This is a genomic window from Rhizobium sp. NFR12 (assembly GCF_900108545.1).
Classification (GTDB): Bacteria; Pseudomonadota; Alphaproteobacteria; order Rhizobiales; family Rhizobiaceae; genus Neorhizobium; species Neorhizobium soli.
This window is the reverse complement of sequence record NZ_FNWM01000002.1, coordinates 158,635-178,802: the sequence shown is the minus strand read 5'-3', so window position 1 is coordinate 178,802 and position 20,168 is coordinate 158,635. Positions and strand designations below refer to the sequence as shown.

Below are 20,168 nucleotides of genomic sequence, written 5' to 3'. Positions count from 1 at the left end.
AAATGCTAAATATCATCCCAGATATCCACGCCGATGTCGATCGTTTGAACAGAAGCCTGAAGGTGTCAGCCCCATTTGACCAAGTGGCCTTTCTTGGTGATTTGATTGATGGGAACCCTGCAGGCAAGTCGGACGACCTAGCTGTCCTTATGCAAGCTCGTCTTTTGATAGATAGTGGACGAGCGATCGGCGTTATGGGGAATCATGAGCTTAATGCGATCCTGTTCCACACACTCGGAAACGACGGGAATCCTCTTCGAGCCCATTCGAACAAGAACTGTAATCAGCATAGGACCTTTCTAGATCAATTCGGCGCGTGCACCCCGGAAGCACTGGAATGGACTGAATGGTTTCTGACCCTTCCTCTCTGGATAGACTTTAAGGGCGTGAGGCTCGTTCATGCTTGTTGGAGTGACCCCGCTATCTCGATTATCGCGGCTCGCCGACCGGATGGCAAACTTCGGCGCGAAGATCTGCAAGAGGTAGCCCAGAAGTCATCGCCTTTTGGACAAGCAGTGGAAAAGATCCTGAGTGGACCTGAAGCTGTCCTCCCGCCAGGATACGATTTCGCCGATAGTCGTCACCATCGACGAAATCATGTCCGCCTCGCTTGGTGGCGCTCTAACGCCCTGACTTGGCGTAAAGCAGCTTTGTCGGTCCCATTTGTTGATGAGCTACCGGCGGGCGACCTGCCTAGCGAACTCAAGCAGGATATGTATGCCATGGATGCGCCACCCGTGCTTGTGGGACACTACAAGATGGCTGGACTTCCCGCGATCGACTCTCCTCGCGCATCTTCGATCGACTATCCGGCAACGCCGTGTGTTTATCTGTGGCAAGGTGAGAGTGCGTTAACGGACCGCAACCTTATTAAGCTTTGAAGTCATTGCCATCGGCCCGGCAGTCGCGTCCGTTCGCCGTAGGCAAGGCTGGAGCCTTGGATCCGTGAAGAGCTGCGACGCGACACTTGCGATCGCCGTGCCAGCCAGTGACCATCCTCGAGTCAAAGAGCGCACGCCGAGCACTAGACCGACGGCTCCACCTTCTGCCAACCCAGCATGTGCTCGTTCTTGTCGAGCCAGGCCTTGCGCTCCTGCCAGTCCGGCAGCACACGCCTCACGAGGTCCCAGAATTCCTGCTCGTGATTCCGGTGCATCAGATGGCACATTTCGTGGACGACGGCATATTCGAGAACAGGTTTCGGTGCGAAGACTAGGTGCCAATTGAGATTGATCTGGCGGTCCTGGCCGCAGCTGCCCCACATGTGCTTCTGGTCCTTGATCTGCACGCCCCGCGGCTTCAGCCCATGGCGCTCGCCATGCTTGCGGACAAAATCGCGAGCGTCGTCCCTCACACGGCGCTTTAGCCACAGCCTGAGTGCGCTCTCGATGATGCTGTCGGACGACGCCGGTGATAGATCGGTGGGCTTGCGGATCTGAAAACCGTTGCGGAAGGTGACCTCGACCAGGGAGCCGTCGAAGGGCTCGATGGTGAGCCTCGTCATCCGCCCGCGATAGGGGATCTTGGCGCCGGTGACGAACTGGTAGACGCGGGTCTGAGCCTTGGCGCGTTCAGCCATGTGCTGCACTGTTTCGATGATCCAGGCACGCCGGCGGTCCAGCACGGCGCTAATCTGCTCTTCGGTGGCACTCTCCGGCACGATAAGCTCAAAGGATTTTGGCGTGACGCTGAGACTGGCTTTCCGAGCCTTGGGTGATCGCCGCAGAGTGTATTCGATCTCGCGTTCGCCGATGCGATAGACGGCCATGTCACTGCCTCGCAAAATGCTTGAGCGCGTAAGCCTCGACCTCTTCCGGGATCTCCTTGAGCTGCTTCAGGCCGGCTTCATGCGCCATGAAGCGCACCTGCTGGCGCAAGCTCCTGCGCAGACCATCTTTCTGCCACCAGCCGAACGGTGCTGTTGCCTGATTGGTGTATAGACCTTCCAGCCGGATCGCCAGATCCTCACCTTCCGTCCCCGAGGTGAAGCCGTTGAGGATCTGCAGGATGCCATAGGCGCCAGGAGACAGGCCTGCCTCGACATGAGCGGCATCCTCTGCCGTTATGTCCTTGGCCAGCTCTTCGGCTGCCTTCAGCTTTTCAGACCAGGAGAGCTGGGCACCTTCGAGCTTTTCCAGAAGTTGGCGCAGGCGCTCGGAAAACTTGCCATATTGATGCGGGCTATCGTCAATCCGCTCCGTGACGGTCTTGCGCAGCTCCGTCGTCTTGCGGATCGCCGCCGTCATCAGATCTTCCTCGGTCTTGCCATCAGGATCGAAATCTTCCCAGAATTCCGGATCGGTTATGTGGCGCAGCTTTACAGTGACGCTGAGACCCGTCGCTTCCAGATGCTTCTCCAGCATCTCGCGGATCTTCTCGCTGTAATTCATCTGGTCGAAAGCCTGGCGCTTTTCGAAGTGCTGCGTGCCATAGAGCAGGAAGTTCGCGACCCACTTCAGATCAGCGGTGAACTCGAGAACGCTAGGGTCAGGGCTCAGTGTCTCATAAAGGGCGATGAAGCTGCGCGCCCTGGCCTTGAAGTCGAACCACTTGTCCTCGGTGCCCAGCAGTTTAACGAAGGCATCATATTCCGCCTTGAGCGAGTCCTTGTCGCTCGCCTTGCGTTTCAGCGGCTTCATCACGGTTGCCACGGCAGAATGCGAGGCCCGCAGCTGATTGCGCAGATCGTCCAGGTCGCGCATGGCGTTCTTCACGTCATCGGCGCGGTAGGAAGAAAGCGCTTCCTCAAGATGACTGGAGACGCCGATATAGTCGACGATCAGCCCGTTGCGCTTCCTGGCGTCAGAAACGCGGTTGGTGCGGGCAATCGCCTGCAGCAGACCGTGCTCCTTCAGCGGCTTGTCGAGATACATCACGCTTTCGATCGGGCAATCGAAGCCGGTCAGCAGCTTGTCGCAGACGATCAGGAACTGCGGGTCGTCGCCCTTGCGACCGAATGCCTTCTTCGCCAGCTTTTCCGCCTCGGCATCCAAGTAATGCGCCTTCAGTGCGGTGCGAATGGCCTGCTTGTGGGCATCCTCGCTTGGCTTGCTGTCTTCCTGGTTGATGGAATAGACGCATGCCGACATGGCGTCGGCGCGGGCCAGCGCCTCGGTAGGCTGCATGCCCTCGGCCTGCAGATCCTCAGCAATCACCTTGGTCAGCGCCTGCTTGTAAAGGATCACCGCCTCCCGATCGATGGCGACGATCTGCGCCTTGAATCCATCAGGCCGGGCGTATTGCTTGAAATGCGTCCAGATGTCGTAGGCGATCAGCTCGACGCGGCGAGGATGCTTGACCAGATCCTCGATCTGCAGACCGCGCTTCTTGATCTCGTTCAGCTTGTCATCGTCCAGCTCGGCAAACCAGGTGTCGAACAGGATGTCGATCTTCGCCTCGTCGATATGCCAGTCGGTCTTACGGCCGGTATAATAGATGGGCACGGTCGCGCCGTCGGCAACGGCATCGTCGATACCGTATTTGTCGAGATAGCCTTCTCCTTGCACCCCGAAGTTCTCGTAGGTGTTCTTGTCGTCCTTCTTAACCGGCGTGCCGGTGAAGCCGAAGAAGCGGGCGTGGGGGAGCGTCGCGCGTAGATAGGCGCCGAGATCCTTTTCCTGGGTGCGGTGCGCCTCATCCACCATCACGATCCAGTTCTCGGAATTCGCAATCGCCTCCTTCGAGCCCTGGAACTTGAAGATGGTGGAAAGCGCCGTATGCCCGTCCTTGCCGCTGCGGATCAGCGCAAGCAGGTCCTTGATGCTTTCGATCGGCGTCGGGTTCGGCAACCCGCAGGCGACAAAGGTGCCGCTGATCTGGGAATACAGATCCACCCGGTCGGTCAGCACGAGAATGTTCGGATTGGTCAGCGCCTCGGACTGGATTGTCCGGTGCGTCTTCAGCTTCAGCGCGGCAAACACCATGGTCAGTGATTTGCCGCTGCCCTGCGTGTGCCAGATCAGCCCCTGTCGGTGCTTGCCTTCGATCACGCGCTCCACGATGCGGTTGACTGCGCGGAACTGCTGGTAGCGGCAGATCTTCTTGATCGTGCCGGTCTCTGTCTTTTCGAAGACGACGTAGTGCGCGATCAGGTCCAGCAGACGGCTCGGCTCCAGTAGGCACCAGAGACCTTTTGCGAGCGTGTCGGGAAAGTCAGCCTCCACGTTCGGCCATGGGTCGCGCCACTCTGCGAAATATTTGGAGCCGGAGCCGGTGGCGCCATAAAGCACCAGCGCGCCGTCTGTTACGATATTGAAGACATTGGAGCAGAACAGGCGCGGAATATCCTGCTCGTATTGGCGGATCTGCTCGAACGCCTCGCCGGTCTTGTCCTTCACATTCAGCGGGCTTTTCGCCTCGATCACGACAAGCGGAATGCCGTTGACATAGACCACGACATCGGGCTTGCGCGTATTCTCAGCCTTCACTCGCAGCTGATGCGTCACGGAGAACTGGTTGTTGCCAGGTTCGAGGAAATCGATCACCCGCAGCGTCTGCCGCGTCTCCTGGCCGTTGACCTTGCGGGCATAATCGCCGCGCAGCACCTTCAGCCAGGCCTGGTTGTCGCTGATTGCCGCAAGCTCGCCATAGGCGGCCTCGGCAGAGGCGCGGTCTATGCCGTTGATGCGCATCAGCGTCGCGATCAACTGTGGGCGAAACAGAACCTGGTTTTCGCCCTCGCGCAACGCAGTGTGCTCCGCCGGCGCCACGAAGCCATAGCCCATGGCTTTCAAATGCTCGATGGTCGGGCGCTCGGCAAAATGCCATTCGGGGCCGTGGCTCATGGGGCGCTCACTCCGCTGCCATAGGCAGGGCGTCTGTGACGCGCCTGCGGCCGGTGAGGAGGTCGGACATCAGGGCGGATTTTAGTCCAATCAGGGCACCAATTCCTTGCTCCTCATCGAACAGCAAATCCTGCGCGCTCAACGCAATTTGCTGTTGTTCCGGCAAGGGCGGCAGAGGAACCAACAGCTTCTTTAACATGCCAGCATTTAGGTTTTGCTGAGCGCCTCCGGCTTGTAGTCTGCGCACCTGCTTCATGCCGCCATCAGAGTTGATCCAAGCACACAAAAAATCAGAATTCATCAAAGACTGTTTGGGCTTCGTGACAAGTGTTGTGAAAGTCTGGCAGCCGTCGAGTTCAGGAGGAATTACCGCAGAGCGACCGGGATACCCTGTCCGCATTGATACAACGTCTCCAGTCTTCACACGCTTGGACGCATTTTCCGCGTCATATTCAGGAGAAACAAACAAGAGGTCTGACAGGTCAAGAATGCCGGCTTTGATGTTCTGATTCCTCAACATTGGTATGCCGTCGGCTCGATAGGCATGCGTCGCTGAAGAAGCGATACCCACTGTTACCGCGTTACTTGCATCGATGAGTTCAACAACCTTCCACCCCTCCGGGATCTCCCCGATCTCCGTCTGCTTGAAGCGCGTGTGGCCGATGCCTTTTGTGAGAAGGCGTTCCAGCACGCCCTGCTTGACCTTTCTGGTCTGCTCGATCACCGCCCGCGTTGCCGCGATGGCCTCATCGACGCTGGATAGTATTTCGGCAATACGGCGCTGTTCATGGAGCGGGGGGAGAGGAATCGAGAGCTTTCCTAAAGTGGAGAACGAGATCGACTTACGGCGATTGACGCCTCCGTTGCCAAGCGCATCAAAATGACCTTTCATGGCATAGAGTTTTAAAAGACGCAGAATGAAGTCTGGATCCGCTTGACGTTCGTCAATCTCAAACACGGTATACATGGGGCTGATTAGACCCGCGTCGAAACGAGTGAGACGATCGATTGAGCCCTCATCGAGGTGAATCGTCGCGTAAGCAAATTGACCTTTCCGGACGATTTTGTAGTTCTCGGTGTCTGCGCTAAACACCTTCTTCTGGAAATATTCCTCAGAAGGGACGAAGCCATTGTATTTGGTGACGCTCAGAACCGGGATCTGATCACGACCGCGATTTCTTATCGACACGTCAGATGCGATATTATTGAAGTCGGTAAAATCCCACCCCGCCGACACCTCACGCGACATAGCCAAGCTCCCGCAGAAAGCCCATCATCCGCGCTTCTGCCGCATCCCGCTCAGTCTGAAGCTCGAACAGCTTTCCCACCTCGACAGCGACATCCACTTCAGCCGTCTCTTCACCCAGATGCACATAGCGGCTGATATTGAGGTTGAAGTCATTTCCCTCGATCTCGCTTGCCGGCACCACCCGCGCCAGCCGGTCCACATCGGCAAAATCGCCATAGGCCTTTGCCAGCGTGGCGACATTGCCCTCCGACAGATGGTTCTGGTTCTTGCCATCCACCAACTGTTGGGCGCCGTTGACGATCAGGATCTGGCCCTTGCGCGCGAGCGGCTTCTGTTTGCGCAGGATGAGGATACAGGCCGGAATGCCCGCGCCATAAAACAGGTTGGGCGCAAGGCCGATGACGGCCTCCACCAGATCATCCTTGATCAGACCCTCGCGGATCTTGCCCTCCGCGCCGCCGCGAAACAGCACGCCATGCGGCAGCACCACGCCGCAGATGCCATCTGCCTTCAGGCTCGCCACCATATGCTGCACGAAGGCAAGGTCGCCATAGGACTTCGGCGGGCAGCCATATCGGTCGCGGCCATAGGCATCGCCTTTCCACCAAACATCATGGCCCCAGCTTTTCAGCGAAAACGGCGGGTTGGCCAGCACCCGGTCAAACGTGCGGATGGCTTTGACGCTATCGCCCGTCAGGTGTTTTGGCTCCAGCAGTGTATCGCCACGCGCCACCTGCGCATCGTCGATATCATGCAGAAACAGGTTCATCTGGCAGATGGCCCAGGTGTTGAGGTTGCGCTCCTGGCCAAACAGCGACAGGCTTTTGGGGTTTTTGCCTTGCCGCTCCAAGTGATGCACCGCCTCCAGCAGCATGCCGCCCGAGCCGCAGGTGGGGTCATAGATCGACATACCTTCTTCCGGCTTCAGGCACTCGACAATCAGCCGCACGACCATCTTTGGCGTGTAGAACTCGCCACCCTTCTTGCCGGCATCATCAGCAAACTTCGCGATCAGGTATTCATAGGCCTGGCCCAGCACATCCGGCTCGACATCGGAGTTGCGCAGGCGATAGGTCTCGAAATGCTGCAGCAGCTTTTCCAGCATGGCATCCGGAAAGCGCTCCTTGTTGTTGAAATCGACATCCTGGAAGACGCCGCGCAGCTTCATGTTGGCGTCTTCAATGGCGCGGAAGGCGGCGTTCAGATGCGTGCCGATATCGGTCGTGTGCTTGCGCACATCCTTCCAGAAATGGCCCTTGGGGATGTCGAAGCGATGTTCTTCCGGATCGGCTGCGATCTCACTGTTGCCATAGCGCGCCAGCCGCTCCTCATACTCCTCCTCCCAGACATCCGAGAGGCGTTTGAAGAACAGAAGACCGAAAATGTAGTGCTTGTAATCGCCGGAATCGATCGATCCCCGAAGGATATCCGCCGCCCGCCAGAGATGGTTTTCCAGCTGCGCCAGGCTCAACGTCGTCATCTATGCTTATCCCTCACCACAGCCGCGGGCCGATACATAGCAATCACCGCGCGTCGCCAAATTATCTGGACAAGAGCAACAAAGCGAATAGAAATTTGAAACGCAATCTGCGGTCACACCCGAGGTGAATCTTGAGCGATATCAAACTGTTTCATTTCGGAGATGCTCAGCTGACCGAGCTTCCCGGCAGCGCCATGCAGGTAGAGAAATCTCTCCAAGTCTTGTTCGAGGCCAATCTCGACGCGCTGCTCGGCATCCGTTTCCTGGCGACCGAGCACTCCACCGGTCCCGTGCATGGCGGCCGCATAGACACGCTTGGTCTGGATGAGGACAATTCGCCGGTTATCATCGAATACAAGCGGTCGGTGAATGAGAACGTCATCAACCAGGGCCTGTTCTATCTCGACTGGCTGCTCGACCATCGCAAGGAATTCCAGTGGATGGTGATGGAGAAGCTGGGACCCGAGGCGGCCAATGCCGTCGAGTGGACGGCGCCGCGGCTGATCTGCATTGCCGGTGACTTTACCCGCTATGACGAACATGCGGTGAAGCAGATTGCTCGCAACATCGAACTGATACGCTATCGGCGCTTCGGCGAAGATCTGTTGATGCTGGAGCTGGTGCATGCGCCGAAGACTGCCAGATCGGCGTCAACGAAGACGGTGCCGGAAACGAAAGCCAGCGGGCAGCCCGAGCGAACAGCTGAGTTGGGTCGGGAAGCCGATCCTTATCTAAGTCAGCGGATGAGCTACCGGCTTTCCCAGTCGTCATCAGAGCTGCGCGATATCTACGATGCGGTCTATCAATTCCTCCTCGGCCTGGGGGACGATGTCCAAGTCAAAGAGCTAAAGCTATATACGGCTTTCAAGCGATTGAAGAACTTCGTCTGCATGGAAATTTACCCTCAAGCCCGAACAGTGACGTTATTCCTCAAGTTGAGCCCATTGGGCCTTGATCTGGAGGAGGGCTTTACTCGCGATGTGCGAGGTGTTGGGCACTTCGGAACCGGCGATCTTCAGGTGACGCTTAAATCAATGGCGGATTTCGAAAGAGCGCAGTCGCTCCTGCGCCAAGCCTACGAGGCGGGATGAGCTTGCGGGCAGACTTCGACTCAATTGTCGGCTTCGACTCAGCCTGGACCGACAATCCGAAGGCCCCAGGTGCAATCTGTGTCATTCGCGTAGGCGTCGACGGTCCGCATTTACATCTCGCCCCTCGGCTCGCCTCCTTCGCGGAGGCTCTGAAAGTCATCGAGAACGAGCGCAAGGATGCTCGTAAGTGCCTCGTGGCACTGGATCAGCCGACCATAGTCCCAAACCTCACCGGCTCGCGTCCCGTTGATAAAGTGGCAGGATCGCTGATCTCGTGGATTGGAGGCGGCGTCCAGCCTGCAAGTCGGGCGAAAATAGGTATGTTCGATGACGCTGCGCCAATCTGGACCTTCAAGCAGGCTTTGGGTGCGGCAGAGGATCCCGAGTTGGCACGAGCAGCATCAAGCGGCGTCTTTCTGCTGGAAGTCTTCCCAGCGCTGGCACTTGCAGCGATCGAACGCGTTTTCTGTTCACGGCTTGCGGCCCCAAAATACAATCCCGCCAACCTAAAGCGCTTCAAGCTCAGTGACTGGCAGGCAGTTGTAGAAGCTGCGATGCGCTTTGGCTTGTCGAACTCGCTGCGGCATATGGAAGAATGGTGTTCGGTGTTGGCGAGCCACGAGACTCCAAGGAAGGCGGATCAAGACAGACTTGACGCATTGATCTGCGGGCTGATCGGACTGCATTGGCTGGTGGCTCCGCGAGATCAATCAGTGATGATCGGCGATCTACAAACTGGCTATATGATTTCGCCGGCAATCGGTGGCATTCATGAGCGACTGATTGCTGCTGCAAAGCTTCGAGGTGTTCCTCTCTCTTGAGCAGGCACGCCTCGGCCACACTGCCGTTGTTGGATAGACAAATTGCCAGCCCGATTTTTCGCCGCTATGAGACAGCCGCGCATCAAATGCGCCGACCAGCAAAGCGGAGAGGTGGCTGAGTGGTCGAAAGCACCGCACTCGAAATGCGGCATACGGGCAACCGTATCGTGGGTTCGAATCCCACCCTCTCCGCCATCGTGATCCTTCGGCCCTAAGGCTTTGCCGGCAGCCGCGAGTAATTTCCGATTCCGTCGTCAGTCTCTAGATTGGCTCGGGCCACAACCGCGGCACTGAGGCTTGGCATCAGCCAATATTGCTCGATGGTCCACAAGGCGCCGGACGTCACATAGCGGATGTTGTCGATGGTCCTTTGATAGTCTTCGGAATTGAAATTGGACCATCCTATTCGCAATTGTTTTCGCCAGAACCCTGCCCGCCCGCCGACGTCTCGGACCGCGAGGTTGCCAAGCAAAAAGCGATCTATCGGCGGATGAAGAGCATTCGCCTTCTCCTGCATGCTGGCGTCAGACCAAGCCTCTGGACCGGTTAGGAAGAGACACTTCAAGTATACGTTTATGAGTTTAGCTGCGACGCCATGTGTAAAGCCTTCGCGCGAGGAGCCTAAAACATCCCTCGATGTCTCTAGAACTGCCATCCTTAGTTCGCTGTGAGCGTCGTCAAAATCTTTAGCCAATGGAAGGTCTTGCCAACCGGTGAGCTTCGAAAGTCCCGAGCGCTCAATGATGAAGATACCTTGCTGTCTGGTGAAGCGACAATTCTTAGACGACCGCGCAGCCGTGGCCGCAGTCCAAGCTGCGAAGCGGCGTCTATGCTCATCAACACCATAGTGACGCAATTCAACTTCCATAATCGGCCTTTCGTCTCAGTGGATCGGACTATATGCATGGCGACCTAGCCCCAAAGGAATCCATCAGTAGCCGTAGCTAGCGAAGACCTAGTTGTGCGAAGGCCGCAGCAACCTCTGGCTTCATGGTGAACGTGTTTCCGGGTTCCTGCAGATCCGCTAGAATTCCTGAATAAAATTTGCCATCACGATGCTCAGCGTCAGGTGCCGGCCACAGGTAAGGAGCTCGTTTGGCGCACATCATCCCGAAGTGCAGATGCCAGCTTTGGGCTTTCCAACCAAGCAGCCGCGTTAGCTCGGAGGAGGTTGAGCCTGGGTGATCGAGCAAAACTTTGATCAGGTCCCTCTCGTTCGCCGTCATCGGCTGCACAGCGAAGGCCCTGACAACCCGTTCATCAAGATGAAGGCTGCTCAACTCCACCCTCAAAGCCTCCGTTTCGAGCGTTTCCCGAGCGTCTAAGGCTTCCAAAAGGTGCCGAGCTGCCTTCTGCTGCGAAGGATCGCCCGTTTTTAGCCTCGTGTGCGCGTTCTCCCGCATCTGATCTCGCTTTGCCTTAGTTGCTAAAGGGATCGCGTCCAGCAGCCTATCGATGTTCATGAGCGCCTTTCGTCGGCGAGATCAGCTTAGAAACAGCTGCCTCGTGATAAGCTTCGCCAGCTCCGGTCAACGAGAAGACTAGCTGTGATCCAAGCATGTGGTCGGCTATGAGCTTTTCCTCTAGGAATACCTTGATTATCGCTTTGTCGGGCCTGAGCGATTTACCGCCTTCACAATCAAAACGAGCAGGGAAGGTGGCTGGCGGTAACGATGGCTTCGAGCGCTGCCCAACCTCGCAGTAAAGGATCATTGCCGCAATCTGCCGGTTTGAGTTTGAGCCTTCAGGCTGCGGGTGGCTCTTCCACCAGGCGATGTTAGAAGGATCATCGGTGCTTGCCTCGTCTGCAACAGGTGGGCTTATCCCCTCGTAAAGGATTTGCGCACGCTTCCTAATGTCTTGGGCGCGCATCTCAATCTTCAAGCTCTTCTCCATCTTAAAGCGCTGTCAGCCATATAGGCTTGGTAACTCGCAGGCGAAAAGACAGCAACAAAGTATCGCGTCCACGAGCCTCTTCGCCGGCCGTCTTCACCTCTGCGGCGATAGCGGCCAAGCTGGTCAGGCATTAGAACCGCCCGCACCTTGTTCTCGACGAGTAGGCCTGTTCTGTCGGCGCCAGCATCGAGAATGACCTCAACGTCAGTCTCTCCTAGAGATGTCTCGTGGACGCTTCTCCGGATGCTCGAGACACTTTTGTATTGTTGTAAGTTCAGGTGACGACATAGATCAGCAACGAACTGCGGCTTCGTCCCCAGTAACTCGCAAAGAAGCAAGTCCGTCATCACCTCTTCAACCCGACGGAGCGTCTGGCTTGCTTCAAAAATATTCATGCTCGACTCAACGCCCTTGGTCACCATGCTTGCGGAGCAATTTGTGCGAGAAACTAGTCGGGTGCAACTAGGTCAACTGGAGTTCCTCTGCCCCGTAGGAATTCTCGCTGACTTTCGCCGCCCAGTGCGTGTTCGATCGAAAACTATCTGCCTCTAAGGACTTCACGAGCTTTGGAAAGCGCCTCCAGATCAATTTTATCACCTGGGAGTGGCCGGACGCGCTTACGGTCCGCCCTTTCAACAAGTTTCCTAAGCTCTTCAACGAAATCAAATGGATGTTGCTGCCTTTCTATCTCAAACTTCCAGAACGGCTCCTCTAGAGCTGCGCTGAAAGAAGCTTTCGGTTTCCGAGAGAAGACAATTGTATCATCTTTAGTGAACTCTACCGGGCCAAACCTCAAGAACCACATTTTAAGCGCTGGCTGATGTCTAGCGCACATCTCCTTCGAGAGGAACTTCGCAACTACATTCACATTTCGATGCTTGAGAACATGCTGCAGGCACTCGATGGCCTCTCTATGTATAGCCTCTTTCTCTTCATGAGGTCGATGTCTTCTCTTGACCGGAAGGCGCGGACCTTTGTCATCGGAAGTTGACCGCTCTTTCTTAAGATCGTCGATCAGCTTCAAAACAGATCGCTCGTGGTTGATTACCGTCATCTACTCACCTGCCCCAAATGCTAAACTGCCCGACGGATTGTCTCGGTCTGTCTGATGCATGCTTCGGAGAAGCAGAGCCCGAATCACGTCGGCGCCTAATTGCTCAGTATTCTTCAGTCCGCCCCTCGGATTCAGCAGGTCCACGCCAACTTCGGTCGCAACCAACCGAAGCACCTCCTTAACAACCACTGGCTGCTCCTCACCATTTCGGCAGATCCGAATGGCGCCGCTTTCATATCTGACAATCTCGAAATCAGCGTAAGTAGCCTTGTCAGTTATCTCTAGCGACTCAACCGCTCGTGTTTCGCGAGATCCCCGGTTTACCGGATAGACGAACTTTCCACTCTTCTCGCATCAGCTCTGCAGCGTCTGCTGCCGGTGCGTCGAAAAGCTCTTCGACTGATACACCCTTGTCATCATCGATGTTCACGCGGAAAATCATCACTCGGTCTACGTGGTGAAATGTGCTCTGGCTGAACGCGGCATGGGTGGATGATGTGATGGTCTTGACGGAAATTCGCTCATTGGACGCGGACACGACATCGTAACCTTGTTGAATTGTGTCCAAAGCCATCTGTCCCCGGGTGATCATCGCCGCGTAAAGCTCGCCGATGCGGGCCGTCAGATGGTTGAGCTCTCCAGGGCTGCCCCCCAGGTGATCTCCTTTTCAAACCAAGTGAGGGCTTCAGCCAGTGACTGGATGATCTGAACTTGGCTTAGCGTTGGTTGATCGGCCATGTTCAGCAGTTCCAGAAACGGATCGGGTTTTGCACGTGCTTGAGGTCCGGTGAAGTGATCCGCTTCCCTCTGGCGCCAACATATAGATCCCAGATCTCTAGTGGCGCATCCTGCCCGACAAAGCCCAACCTATGTGCTTCCGATCCATCTGCATACGGTATATCAGGGAAGTTTTCTCTCGTAGCCGGCATCCAGCGCCCGGCCTCGAATGCTCCAACGACCACACCCCGAACAACAGCGAGCACGTAGTCAGCATCCTCGGCACGTGACCTGGAAATGCGCCAGCAGTAGCGCACAAGATTGTAGATCGTTCGCCGGTCGAACCGGTCCTCCAGCTTGTTGATGTTGATCAGGACCAGCTTGTGCTCGGGGTTCTGAGGGAACGCCGGAAGGCTATATTTGTCCAGCAGCTCGATGTGGTTCATCGGGCCGCGGTCGCTGCTCGCGTGACCACCTTGGATATTGGTGAGGCCAGGATAGGCGTCGATGAGCGCTGCTTCGACCTCGAAGACTGCTGCGTCTGGTATCTCGTGACGATGGATGACGTGCAGCACTTCAAGCCCGGCGTTCTTTATTGCGCGTATGCGATCTAGCTTTGAGCCAAGCGTCTGATTTTCATCGTCAGCCACGTCAGGAACACCGGCCGCATGATCAAAGACGCGATTGTTCCGGCCTTTGCCGACATAGAAGGTTTCGCCATTTCGCGGATCAATGAGCCGGTAGACGTAATTCCCTAGCCGCTCACAGACTTCCTCAGTGAATGTTTCTATCATTGATCCCGACTCATGGCTTTAGCAGGCGTGAATTTCCGAACTTCTTCGGCCTCCACACATGCTCTTGCCGGATATGGGGCTGACGATCGCTCCCTCATTCAACATGTCTTCTTCGGCCTGGCTCAACGAGTTGAGGCGCCGAAAGGTTGGAGTAGTCGGGGAATTTCCTGCCGAAGGTCTCAAGTTGGGGAGCAGAGCAAATGACGGTCAGCGAGCTTCCTTCTGGACTTCGCTTGATACGAGTTAACCCTGCATAAACTAGCGCTAGGCTCTCCAAGTGTGAGGCTTCGGTGATGTATAGAATAAGAAGACGCGCTTCCCATCCTTTGAAACTGTGGAGGGTTGTGGCTTTTACCCGACTGTCTCCCATATAGAAGCCCATCTTCCGCCGCCGATGATCTGCACCAAAAGTGTCGATCGCTTTGACTCGATATTTCCGAAGACGCTCCACAACACGTGCTCCAGCCTTCTTGTCGCTAGCCAGCATTGTAATATCTGCATTTGCTAAGCCGTTGATTCCCGTATGGCGCATCAAAGCGACAGCTTCGTCGGAGCACACCTGCGAGGCGTTGTGTGGACCGCACTGCACCCACCGAAGACTGCAGGGGTAGAGGTCGAGAGACACTTGCTCGAGTTCGGGCAGGTCGATGCTTTCTTTTGGAAGGAAGGTTTGAGCAAAGCTTCGCGCAATCGCCATTGCGTCCGGGGGCATTCGGTAGCTGACGCTTAACTGGGCCCAACGACCGCCGGTGAAGCCTGCACCTGTCATGACATCATCAGTCCAGCTTTTTGCGGTGCCATAAACGTCTTGTGTTGCGTCAGCAACTAGAAGCATTTCACCATCTGGCTCACATGCTTGTCGCAGCACATTCCACCAAAGTGGGTGGTAGTCTTGCCCTTCATCTACGAAGATGGCGTCATACCTCGCAGCACCTGGCTGATTAATCGCCTCCCCGGCGAGTTGCGGAAGGTCAAGGTCGAGGATGCTACTCTGAAGCCCCTCCTTCCAGAGATCGTCATATCTTTTCGCCCAGCCGACGTCATAGCAAGCGTGCTTGCACCAGAGATGAAAGTGGGTGAACCTAATGTTTCGGATGCTGGAGGGATGAGTCAGCCCGCGAACGATCAGATCGCGCAGATAGTGCCAAAGTGTGATATTGAAGGTAGCGACGAGAACCGACTTCCCTTCGTTCGCTAAGCGGGCGGCACGGGCAGCGAGCACCAGCGATTTTCCAGATCCAGCTGGTCCCTTGATCCGGCGATAGCCTGTCTCCGTCCGGCTTTCTGCTAACGAGCGCTGGTTACGGTCCAACATGAGCGGTATTCTATGAGTTGAAGCGAAATCTGGTTCTACTAGCCAACCGCGCAAGTCACTTGCGTGTTCTTCCGACATTATTCTAGATGAGATGCGCTTCGCTTCCGGAAATACTGAATGAATATCTCCAGAGGACAACTCTTCTATTCCGCTCAGCGGTTGATACTTAGCGTAGCTATCACCTGAGGATGACTTCAGAAATGGCTCTAAGAGCTGCCGAATTCGATCAGAACGAGCGAAAGGGAATATTACACCAGCAGTTATCACTGCCCAACCATTTCCGGTTTGGAGACGTGGACAATAGAGATCAAAAATCTCCTTTTTGTAGAGATTCACCTTTGTTACTGGTTCGTTTCCTTGAATGCAAAACTGCTTTCCCTCACGTTCAGCCCAGAGTTCGATACAAGAGCTTCCGGGTTTTGTGAAATAGCGCATGGCGTTGAGATCCCAGTCTTTGACTTCAAAGACTCCTATTCCACCGTTCGGGTTCAACAACACAAAATCCGGACGCAAACCGTTCAGATGCGGCTGGATATAGATCTCCCATCCGCTGGGTAGATGCTGATCGAAGAAATGGAAAACCTTTTCCTCCCCCGCGGTCAAGGGCTGCCTTAGATGCGATAATGCCGTCCGGGTTGGGTAGATCACCCTCTCATTCATTCGGCGCACCCTCTCCCAGCAGGACGACCGTCTACCCCACTCGCAGTAGTGGAGGGACCTCTCCTACGCCTGAAGCCCAGGTGACCATGCTTAGGTCCCGTTATTGTGACGCTCTGTGTCATTGCTCCAAGCTTATGACTTTTGCTGGAGCGAACGTCTCAAACTTCTTCAGCCCTGACACCATGCCCTTCCCAAACATCGGAGTGCCGATCGCCCCCTTCAGCCAGCATTCCTTCTTTGGCTTGATGTAGGTGAACGCCACACAACGCTTCTCGTCGATGCAGGCGAGCCGACAATCCAATGGGCTCTTCGCCGCATCAGGTCGACGTGAGAGATCGCCACCCGGTAGATCGATGTCATCAAGGAGGGCTGTTAGTGGATCGATCGTCGCTAGCGACAAAGGAGAAGGGTCTGCATCGGATCCACTAAGGAAGCGACCTGAGAAGGCAACGCTGTTCCCGTCAGCACGACCAGCGCTCGACTTCAGGAAGCAGTTCGGTCCGCGCTTGATCTTCGGGTTCGAATTAAACGTGAAGGCCTTGCACTGCCCGTTCATCGCTAGGCAGCTTTTCGCACACTCGCCAGCCTCCTCGACTCTGATCAACGAAATATCGTCGCCGAATAGATCCAGGCCGGTGTAAATTGCGATGCGGTTGGGCCTTCGGGTGAATTCCTCGAGAGGCGATAGTTTAGCCTGCGGTGTCGCCGAGGCAACCTCAGTCCCGACAGGCGCTGCTTGAGCAGTCGGCTTGGTATCTGCACCAGATGCCGGCACCGGCACATCAACGACGGTTGGCGACGATGATTGCTCTCCGCCTGCACGGTTAAGTTTGTATCTTTCAACCTCGTCCTGGCTGAAGACGTGCATGTCGTTCGGCGGCGTCTTGAACATGACCTGCATCACGTCCATCGGCGTCCCAAATCGGTTGAGCACCTCGATAATGTCAGAAATAGCGAGCTGTGCGCCGACCAGGTCAGGAGAGTCAGACGAAATTTGATGGACGCCGAGCGCGCCGTCGACTTTCCGCTCGTTACCAGCGAGGAACACGAACGAACACGCCGAGAAGCACTTGCTCTCCTTCGGTATGTAGGTCGCCAGCTTCCGTTGGTGGATATCGTCGGCAATCAGCAAGCCCATCTGCACATTGCCGCCTGGGCTGTTGAGAGTGACAAGTTTTGCGTTCGGTGCTGCTTGAAGCGATCGGCGAAAGGCCAGGCCGGAGTTGACGTCGATCTCGCCATTGAGCGCGATGATATCCGGCTTGGCGTCGTCCACCGTAAACGGGCCGAACGCCTTCTCAGCAGCGCTCGCGCTACAGATCCAAGCAGACGATAGCAAAATGCTCGCGAACAAAGTTCTAAGCCAGTCATCCATGACACGATACCCTTACCCGAGCCCATCAGACTACATCGGCTTCGAAGGAACAAGGGCTGATGATGGCTGGAAATCAACTTTGAAGTGCGGTCAGTCACGGACACAGGGCGTGCCGGAATTATCCTTGGCCCCCTCAAGGGGGCATCCTACGCATTGTTTCGATCACAAACGGAGATTGAGATGGCAACGATCAGAAAACTCAGAGGACGCTGGCAAGCACAGGTTCGACGTCGTGGTATGAAACGGCGGGCGAAGAGCTTCGACAGCAAAGCTGACGCGGAGAAATGGGCGCGTGATCTTGAGAGCCAGGTTGACCGCTTCGGCGCGGCACCCTGCACGAAGATCCTCGAAAGCACTACGCTCGGCGTCCTCTTGGAGCGCTACCAGCGCGAGATTACACCCGCAAAGCGCGGCGCCGTTCAGGAGGACCAGCGAATCGACGTGCTTCGTCGCCACGATCTATCTCACCGAACCTTAATTGGTCTGAGCCAGCAAGACATCGCGACCTTTCGTGATGAGCGTCTCGCAAGCGTAGCTCCATCTACGGCAGTTCGCGAGTTGGCGATCCTCAGCCACGTCCTGGAGGTCGCTACACGCGATTGGGGACTGCCTCTCGCCAGGAACGTCGTGAAGCTCGTGCGCCGTCCAGTGATCCGCAACGAACGCTGCCGAAGACTCAAGGGCGACGAGGAGCAGCGTCTGCTGGAGGGCTGTGATGTTGGTCAGATCCCTTATCTGCGGACGCTGATGATCGTTGCAATTGAGACAGGGATGCGCCGTGGGGAGATCTTAGGTTTGCAATGGAGCGACATCTCGCATAATCGCCGGGTGATCACGTTGACAATGACGAAGAACGGATCTGGACGCGAGGTTCCGCTAAGCCCGCGTGCATTCGAATCTCTGATGGAGTGGAAGTCGCGCTCCGAGGCGGATCAATCTCCCGTATTTCCGATGTCGCCTGGAGCACTTGAGCAAGCTTGGCGCCGTCTGCTGATCCGGGTCGATATCAAAGGGCTTCGTTTCCACGATCTCCGACACGAAGGTGTCAGCCGTCTGTTCGAGCGTGGCTTGAACGTCATTGAGGTCAGCAGCATCTCCGGGCACAGGGAACTCCGGATGTTGAAGCGCTACACGCACCTCAGTGCGGACGATCTCGTTGCTCGCTTAAGCTGACCATTCCAACCGCCCTACCCGACCTTTACCTAAATCGCTCCCAAGCGCCATCTAGGTAAAGGTCGGGGCGCCTAGACCTTGACAAATACCTATTTAAAGTTGTGCTCGACATTGACGCGCAAGCCGAAAATCGCTCAAAACAATGCCCGACCTTGACGCTAAGTTTACATTAACTTGACAGCATGATCGAAAAACATCGTTTTTGTCGTCAATGTAAAGGTCGCTCAACTCTCCTGAGTTGTATTCGGCGTTCTACACGGTGCCAATAAGGGCAACCACAACCGCTCACCCGAAATTGTCTTAAATAGGCAGAGCTCGATTCCATTGTCACCGCTGGAATGCTTTGGTTACCACTGCCGAAAACATATCCGAGCTCATCAGATGACGTGCTTGATGAGTGAAGCGACGGCGAATTGTGAGGCCTTGGGCAAACGATTTGATTTCCTTTTCGATCTAGTGGCATTCAGATCTCAATAGCCCGTGCAATAGATGGACGATGGGCGGAAGCGCGCTGTCTTTCTGTCCGCGTCAAACCGGTGCCGGGTAGCCTCCTACGCCTGGATGAAGAGAACAATGGGGCCCGGATCGCAAGCTCGCACAGCGCACATCGAGGTCCTAGAAAAAATCAAACGACTTGATGGGGATGCTCTCCGTGCTGGCGACGATCCGGTCGCTCTAACCTCCTGAGCCAAAATCGACGCAGGAGCTTACTGGCGAGCATTCAGGCCAATTGCACTCAATCAGTCGTTCCAAGCGACGGAGCGCGCCCCGGTGAAACCTTGAGTCAAACAAGCGCTAACAGAATAAAGGTGGGGCGTGTTGATCGCGAGTCTGATGCATTCGCGCCAGCCGGGTCCATGCAGGAGATCCAGCGGATCGACGTGCTACGTCGTCATGATAGCCTACCGGACTCTGTTCGGACTGAGCCAGCAAAGACATCGCGACCTTTCGTGATTAGCGTCTAGCAAGCGTGGCTCCATCTACGGCAGTTCGCGAGATGACGGTCCTCAGCCACGTCCTGGAGGTCGCTACACGCGATTGGGGACTGCCTCTCGCCAGGAACGTCGTGAAGCTCGTGCGCCGTCCAGTGATCCGCAACGAACGCTGCCGAAGACTCAAGGGCGACGAGGAGCAGCGTCTGCTGGAGGGCTGTGATGTTGGTCAGATCCCTTATCTGCGGACGCTGGCGACTTTTTCCAGAGAAACTAAGGCGTTTGCCCCAGTGCCACCGCTGAGTTCCCCTGCAGCACTGAATGCCACGACTTTCCGGGCGAGCTTAACTAACTGTAGAGATTTTGATACCCGCGGACTCGGTGCAGCTTTACATTTTGGGGCTCCGGACCTTGCATAGGTAAAGTTAAGCGACCCATACAGCCGGAAAATACCAATCCAGGGTTGCTTTCAACCTTGACATAAAATCCGAAATCATTGCGGAAATGCCCTAGCGCCGCTTGATATCTGCTGCCTCACCTCAGATGGTTTTCTTGCTGGTCAAGCTCAATCCCGTCAACGGCGTGCATCCCGCCACGCTTCGCGCCTACGGCCCAGATAAGCGCGTATCGGCAATGTGTCTAGACAACGTCGGCAGGGCTGAAAAAGGCTTAAGCACTTCGGGACTTACTTCCGCATTATCCATTTCGCTGAAGTTATCAAATCGCCTTCTGGACAATCCCTGCAATTATAAGAGAATAAAAACAACCGGTGCGTTGCGCCGGCCGGGGATTCTTGGGGGACGTCAATGAATTGCATCGTGATTGCA

General features: G+C 55.9%; 17 protein-coding genes, 1 tRNA gene and 1 pseudogene. 7 read left to right on the top strand and 12 right to left on the bottom strand.

Annotated features, from left to right (window positions below; all coding sequences use genetic code 11):
* The first annotated feature begins 2 nt into the window (after positions 1 to 2).
* On the top strand, positions 3 to 881 hold the full coding sequence (locus BLW69_RS08125) for a metallophosphoesterase (RefSeq protein WP_092661311.1): 879 nt from the start codon (positions 3 to 5) through the stop codon (positions 879 to 881).
* Between the two features lie 143 nt (positions 882 to 1,024).
* On the opposite strand, the gene BLW69_RS08120 is transcribed toward BLW69_RS08125, so the two are convergent.
* From BLW69_RS08120 to BLW69_RS08105, 4 genes are read right to left on the bottom strand one after another with little or no spacing between them, the layout of a single operon-like run.
* Entirely contained in the window at positions 1,025 to 1,768 is a 744-nt protein-coding gene (locus BLW69_RS08120; protein ID WP_092661309.1) for a M48 family metallopeptidase, read from the bottom strand.
* Position 1,769: 1 nt separating this feature from the next.
* Positions 1,770 to 4,784, bottom strand: coding sequence for a type I restriction endonuclease subunit R (locus tag BLW69_RS08115; RefSeq protein ID WP_092661307.1), 3,015 nt, complete (start codon positions 4,782 to 4,784; stop codon positions 1,770 to 1,772).
* A 7-nt stretch (positions 4,785 to 4,791) separates the two neighbouring features.
* Positions 4,792 to 6,033 (bottom strand): restriction endonuclease subunit S, encoded by a 1,242-nt coding sequence (locus tag BLW69_RS08110; RefSeq protein WP_092661305.1) that lies wholly within the window; start codon positions 6,031 to 6,033, stop codon positions 4,792 to 4,794.
* The gene (locus tag BLW69_RS08105; protein WP_092661303.1) at positions 6,023 to 7,513 is read right to left on the bottom strand and encodes a type I restriction-modification system subunit M; all 1,491 of its coding nucleotides are present in this window, start codon (positions 7,511 to 7,513) and stop codon (positions 6,023 to 6,025) included. The genes BLW69_RS08110 and BLW69_RS08105 overlap by 11 nt, the downstream gene beginning before the upstream one ends.
* Positions 7,514 to 7,644: 131 nt before the next feature.
* Between BLW69_RS08105 and BLW69_RS08100 the strand changes: the two genes are divergently transcribed.
* The 3 genes from BLW69_RS08100 (at position 7,645) to BLW69_RS08090 (ending at position 9,620) form a co-directional block, all read left to right on the top strand.
* Positions 7,645 to 8,604, top strand: coding sequence for a DUF5655 domain-containing protein (locus tag BLW69_RS08100; RefSeq protein WP_092661301.1), 960 nt, complete (start codon positions 7,645 to 7,647; stop codon positions 8,602 to 8,604).
* Positions 8,601 to 9,425 (top strand): DUF429 domain-containing protein, encoded by an 825-nt coding sequence (locus tag BLW69_RS08095; RefSeq protein ID WP_092661299.1) that lies wholly within the window; start codon positions 8,601 to 8,603, stop codon positions 9,423 to 9,425. The genes BLW69_RS08100 and BLW69_RS08095 overlap by 4 nt, the downstream gene beginning before the upstream one ends.
* A 105-nt stretch (positions 9,426 to 9,530) precedes the next feature.
* Positions 9,531 to 9,620: transfer RNA gene (locus BLW69_RS08090), tRNA-Ser, on the top strand.
* Positions 9,621 to 9,636: 16 nt separating this feature from the next.
* Here the strand turns inward: BLW69_RS08090 and BLW69_RS08085 are convergent.
* From BLW69_RS08085 to BLW69_RS08045, 8 genes are all read right to left on the bottom strand, one after another.
* Entirely contained in the window at positions 9,637 to 10,293 is a 657-nt protein-coding gene (locus BLW69_RS08085; protein WP_092661297.1) for a hypothetical protein, read from the bottom strand.
* A gap of 76 nt (positions 10,294 to 10,369) precedes the next feature.
* Positions 10,370 to 10,888, bottom strand: coding sequence for a hypothetical protein (locus tag BLW69_RS08080; protein WP_092661295.1), 519 nt, complete (start codon positions 10,886 to 10,888; stop codon positions 10,370 to 10,372).
* Positions 10,875 to 11,309, bottom strand: coding sequence for a hypothetical protein (locus BLW69_RS08075; protein WP_092661293.1), 435 nt, complete (start codon positions 11,307 to 11,309; stop codon positions 10,875 to 10,877). Before BLW69_RS08075 ends, BLW69_RS08080 begins: the two co-directional genes overlap by 14 nt.
* A 550-nt stretch (positions 11,310 to 11,859) precedes the next feature.
* A complete protein-coding gene (locus BLW69_RS08065) occupies positions 11,860 to 12,375 on the bottom strand; it encodes a hypothetical protein (protein ID WP_092661290.1) in 516 nt (171 codons plus the stop codon).
* 289 nt (positions 12,376 to 12,664) lie between these two features.
* Positions 12,665 to 12,949 (bottom strand): hypothetical protein, encoded by a 285-nt coding sequence (locus BLW69_RS22915; protein ID WP_210184909.1) that lies wholly within the window; start codon positions 12,947 to 12,949, stop codon positions 12,665 to 12,667.
* Positions 12,950 to 13,115: 166 nt separating this feature from the next.
* Positions 13,116 to 13,886 carry an LEM-3-like GIY-YIG domain-containing protein gene (locus BLW69_RS08055; protein ID WP_175487256.1) on the bottom strand — a complete coding sequence of 257 codons (771 nt, stop codon included), beginning with the start codon at positions 13,884 to 13,886 and terminating at the stop codon, positions 13,116 to 13,118.
* A gap of 94 nt (positions 13,887 to 13,980) precedes the next feature.
* A complete protein-coding gene (locus BLW69_RS08050; protein WP_092661288.1) occupies positions 13,981 to 15,861 on the bottom strand; it encodes an NERD domain-containing protein in 1,881 nt (626 codons plus the stop codon).
* Between the two features lie 118 nt (positions 15,862 to 15,979).
* Complete coding sequence (locus BLW69_RS08045; protein ID WP_244508780.1) at positions 15,980 to 17,236, bottom strand: PAN domain-containing protein; 1,257 nt, start codon at positions 17,234 to 17,236, stop codon at positions 15,980 to 15,982.
* A gap of 180 nt (positions 17,237 to 17,416) precedes the next feature.
* On the opposite strand from BLW69_RS08045, the gene BLW69_RS08040 reads away from it, so the two are divergent.
* The 3 genes and pseudogenes from BLW69_RS08040 (at position 17,417) to BLW69_RS22520 (ending at position 20,151) form a co-directional block, all read left to right on the top strand.
* Positions 17,417 to 18,409: a site-specific integrase gene (locus BLW69_RS08040; protein ID WP_092661286.1), complete on the top strand. Its 993-nt coding sequence runs from the start codon at positions 17,417 to 17,419 to the stop codon at positions 18,407 to 18,409.
* A gap of 851 nt (positions 18,410 to 19,260) precedes the next feature.
* Positions 19,261 to 19,595 (top strand): annotated as a pseudogene (locus BLW69_RS22965) (site-specific integrase); the annotation flags it as partial.
* Positions 19,596 to 19,893: 298 nt separating this feature from the next.
* Entirely contained in the window at positions 19,894 to 20,151 is a 258-nt protein-coding gene (locus BLW69_RS22520; protein ID WP_139283823.1) for a hypothetical protein, read from the top strand.
* The last annotated feature ends 17 nt before the right edge of the window (positions 20,152 to 20,168 follow it).

Coding starts and splice junctions, on each gene's coding strand:
- BLW69_RS08125 (WP_092661311.1), top strand. CDS start 3: ATGCTAAATATCATCCCAGATATCCACGCCGATGTCGATCGTTTGAAC.
- BLW69_RS08120 (WP_092661309.1), bottom strand. CDS start 1,768: ATGGCCGTCTATCGCATCGGCGAACGCGAGATCGAATACACTCTGCGG.
- BLW69_RS08115 (WP_092661307.1), bottom strand. CDS start 4,784: ATGAGCCACGGCCCCGAATGGCATTTTGCCGAGCGCCCGACCATCGAG.
- BLW69_RS08110 (WP_092661305.1), bottom strand. CDS start 6,033: ATGTCGCGTGAGGTGTCGGCGGGGTGGGATTTTACCGACTTCAATAAT.
- BLW69_RS08105 (WP_092661303.1), bottom strand. CDS start 7,513: ATGACGACGTTGAGCCTGGCGCAGCTGGAAAACCATCTCTGGCGGGCG.
- BLW69_RS08095 (WP_092661299.1), top strand. CDS start 8,601: ATGAGCTTGCGGGCAGACTTCGACTCAATTGTCGGCTTCGACTCAGCC.
- BLW69_RS08085 (WP_092661297.1), bottom strand. CDS start 10,293: ATGGAAGTTGAATTGCGTCACTATGGTGTTGATGAGCATAGACGCCGC.
- BLW69_RS08080 (WP_092661295.1), bottom strand. CDS start 10,888: ATGAACATCGATAGGCTGCTGGACGCGATCCCTTTAGCAACTAAGGCA.
- BLW69_RS08065 (WP_092661290.1), bottom strand. CDS start 12,375: ATGACGGTAATCAACCACGAGCGATCTGTTTTGAAGCTGATCGACGAT.
- BLW69_RS22915 (WP_210184909.1), bottom strand. CDS start 12,949: ATGGCTTTGGACACAATTCAACAAGGTTACGATGTCGTGTCCGCGTCC.
- BLW69_RS08055 (WP_175487256.1), bottom strand. CDS start 13,886: ATGATAGAAACATTCACTGAGGAAGTCTGTGAGCGGCTAGGGAATTAC.
- BLW69_RS08050 (WP_092661288.1), bottom strand. CDS start 15,861: ATGAATGAGAGGGTGATCTACCCAACCCGGACGGCATTATCGCATCTA.
- BLW69_RS08045 (WP_244508780.1), bottom strand. CDS start 17,236: ATGGATGACTGGCTTAGAACTTTGTTCGCGAGCATTTTGCTATCGTCT.
- BLW69_RS08040 (WP_092661286.1), top strand. CDS start 17,417: ATGGCAACGATCAGAAAACTCAGAGGACGCTGGCAAGCACAGGTTCGA.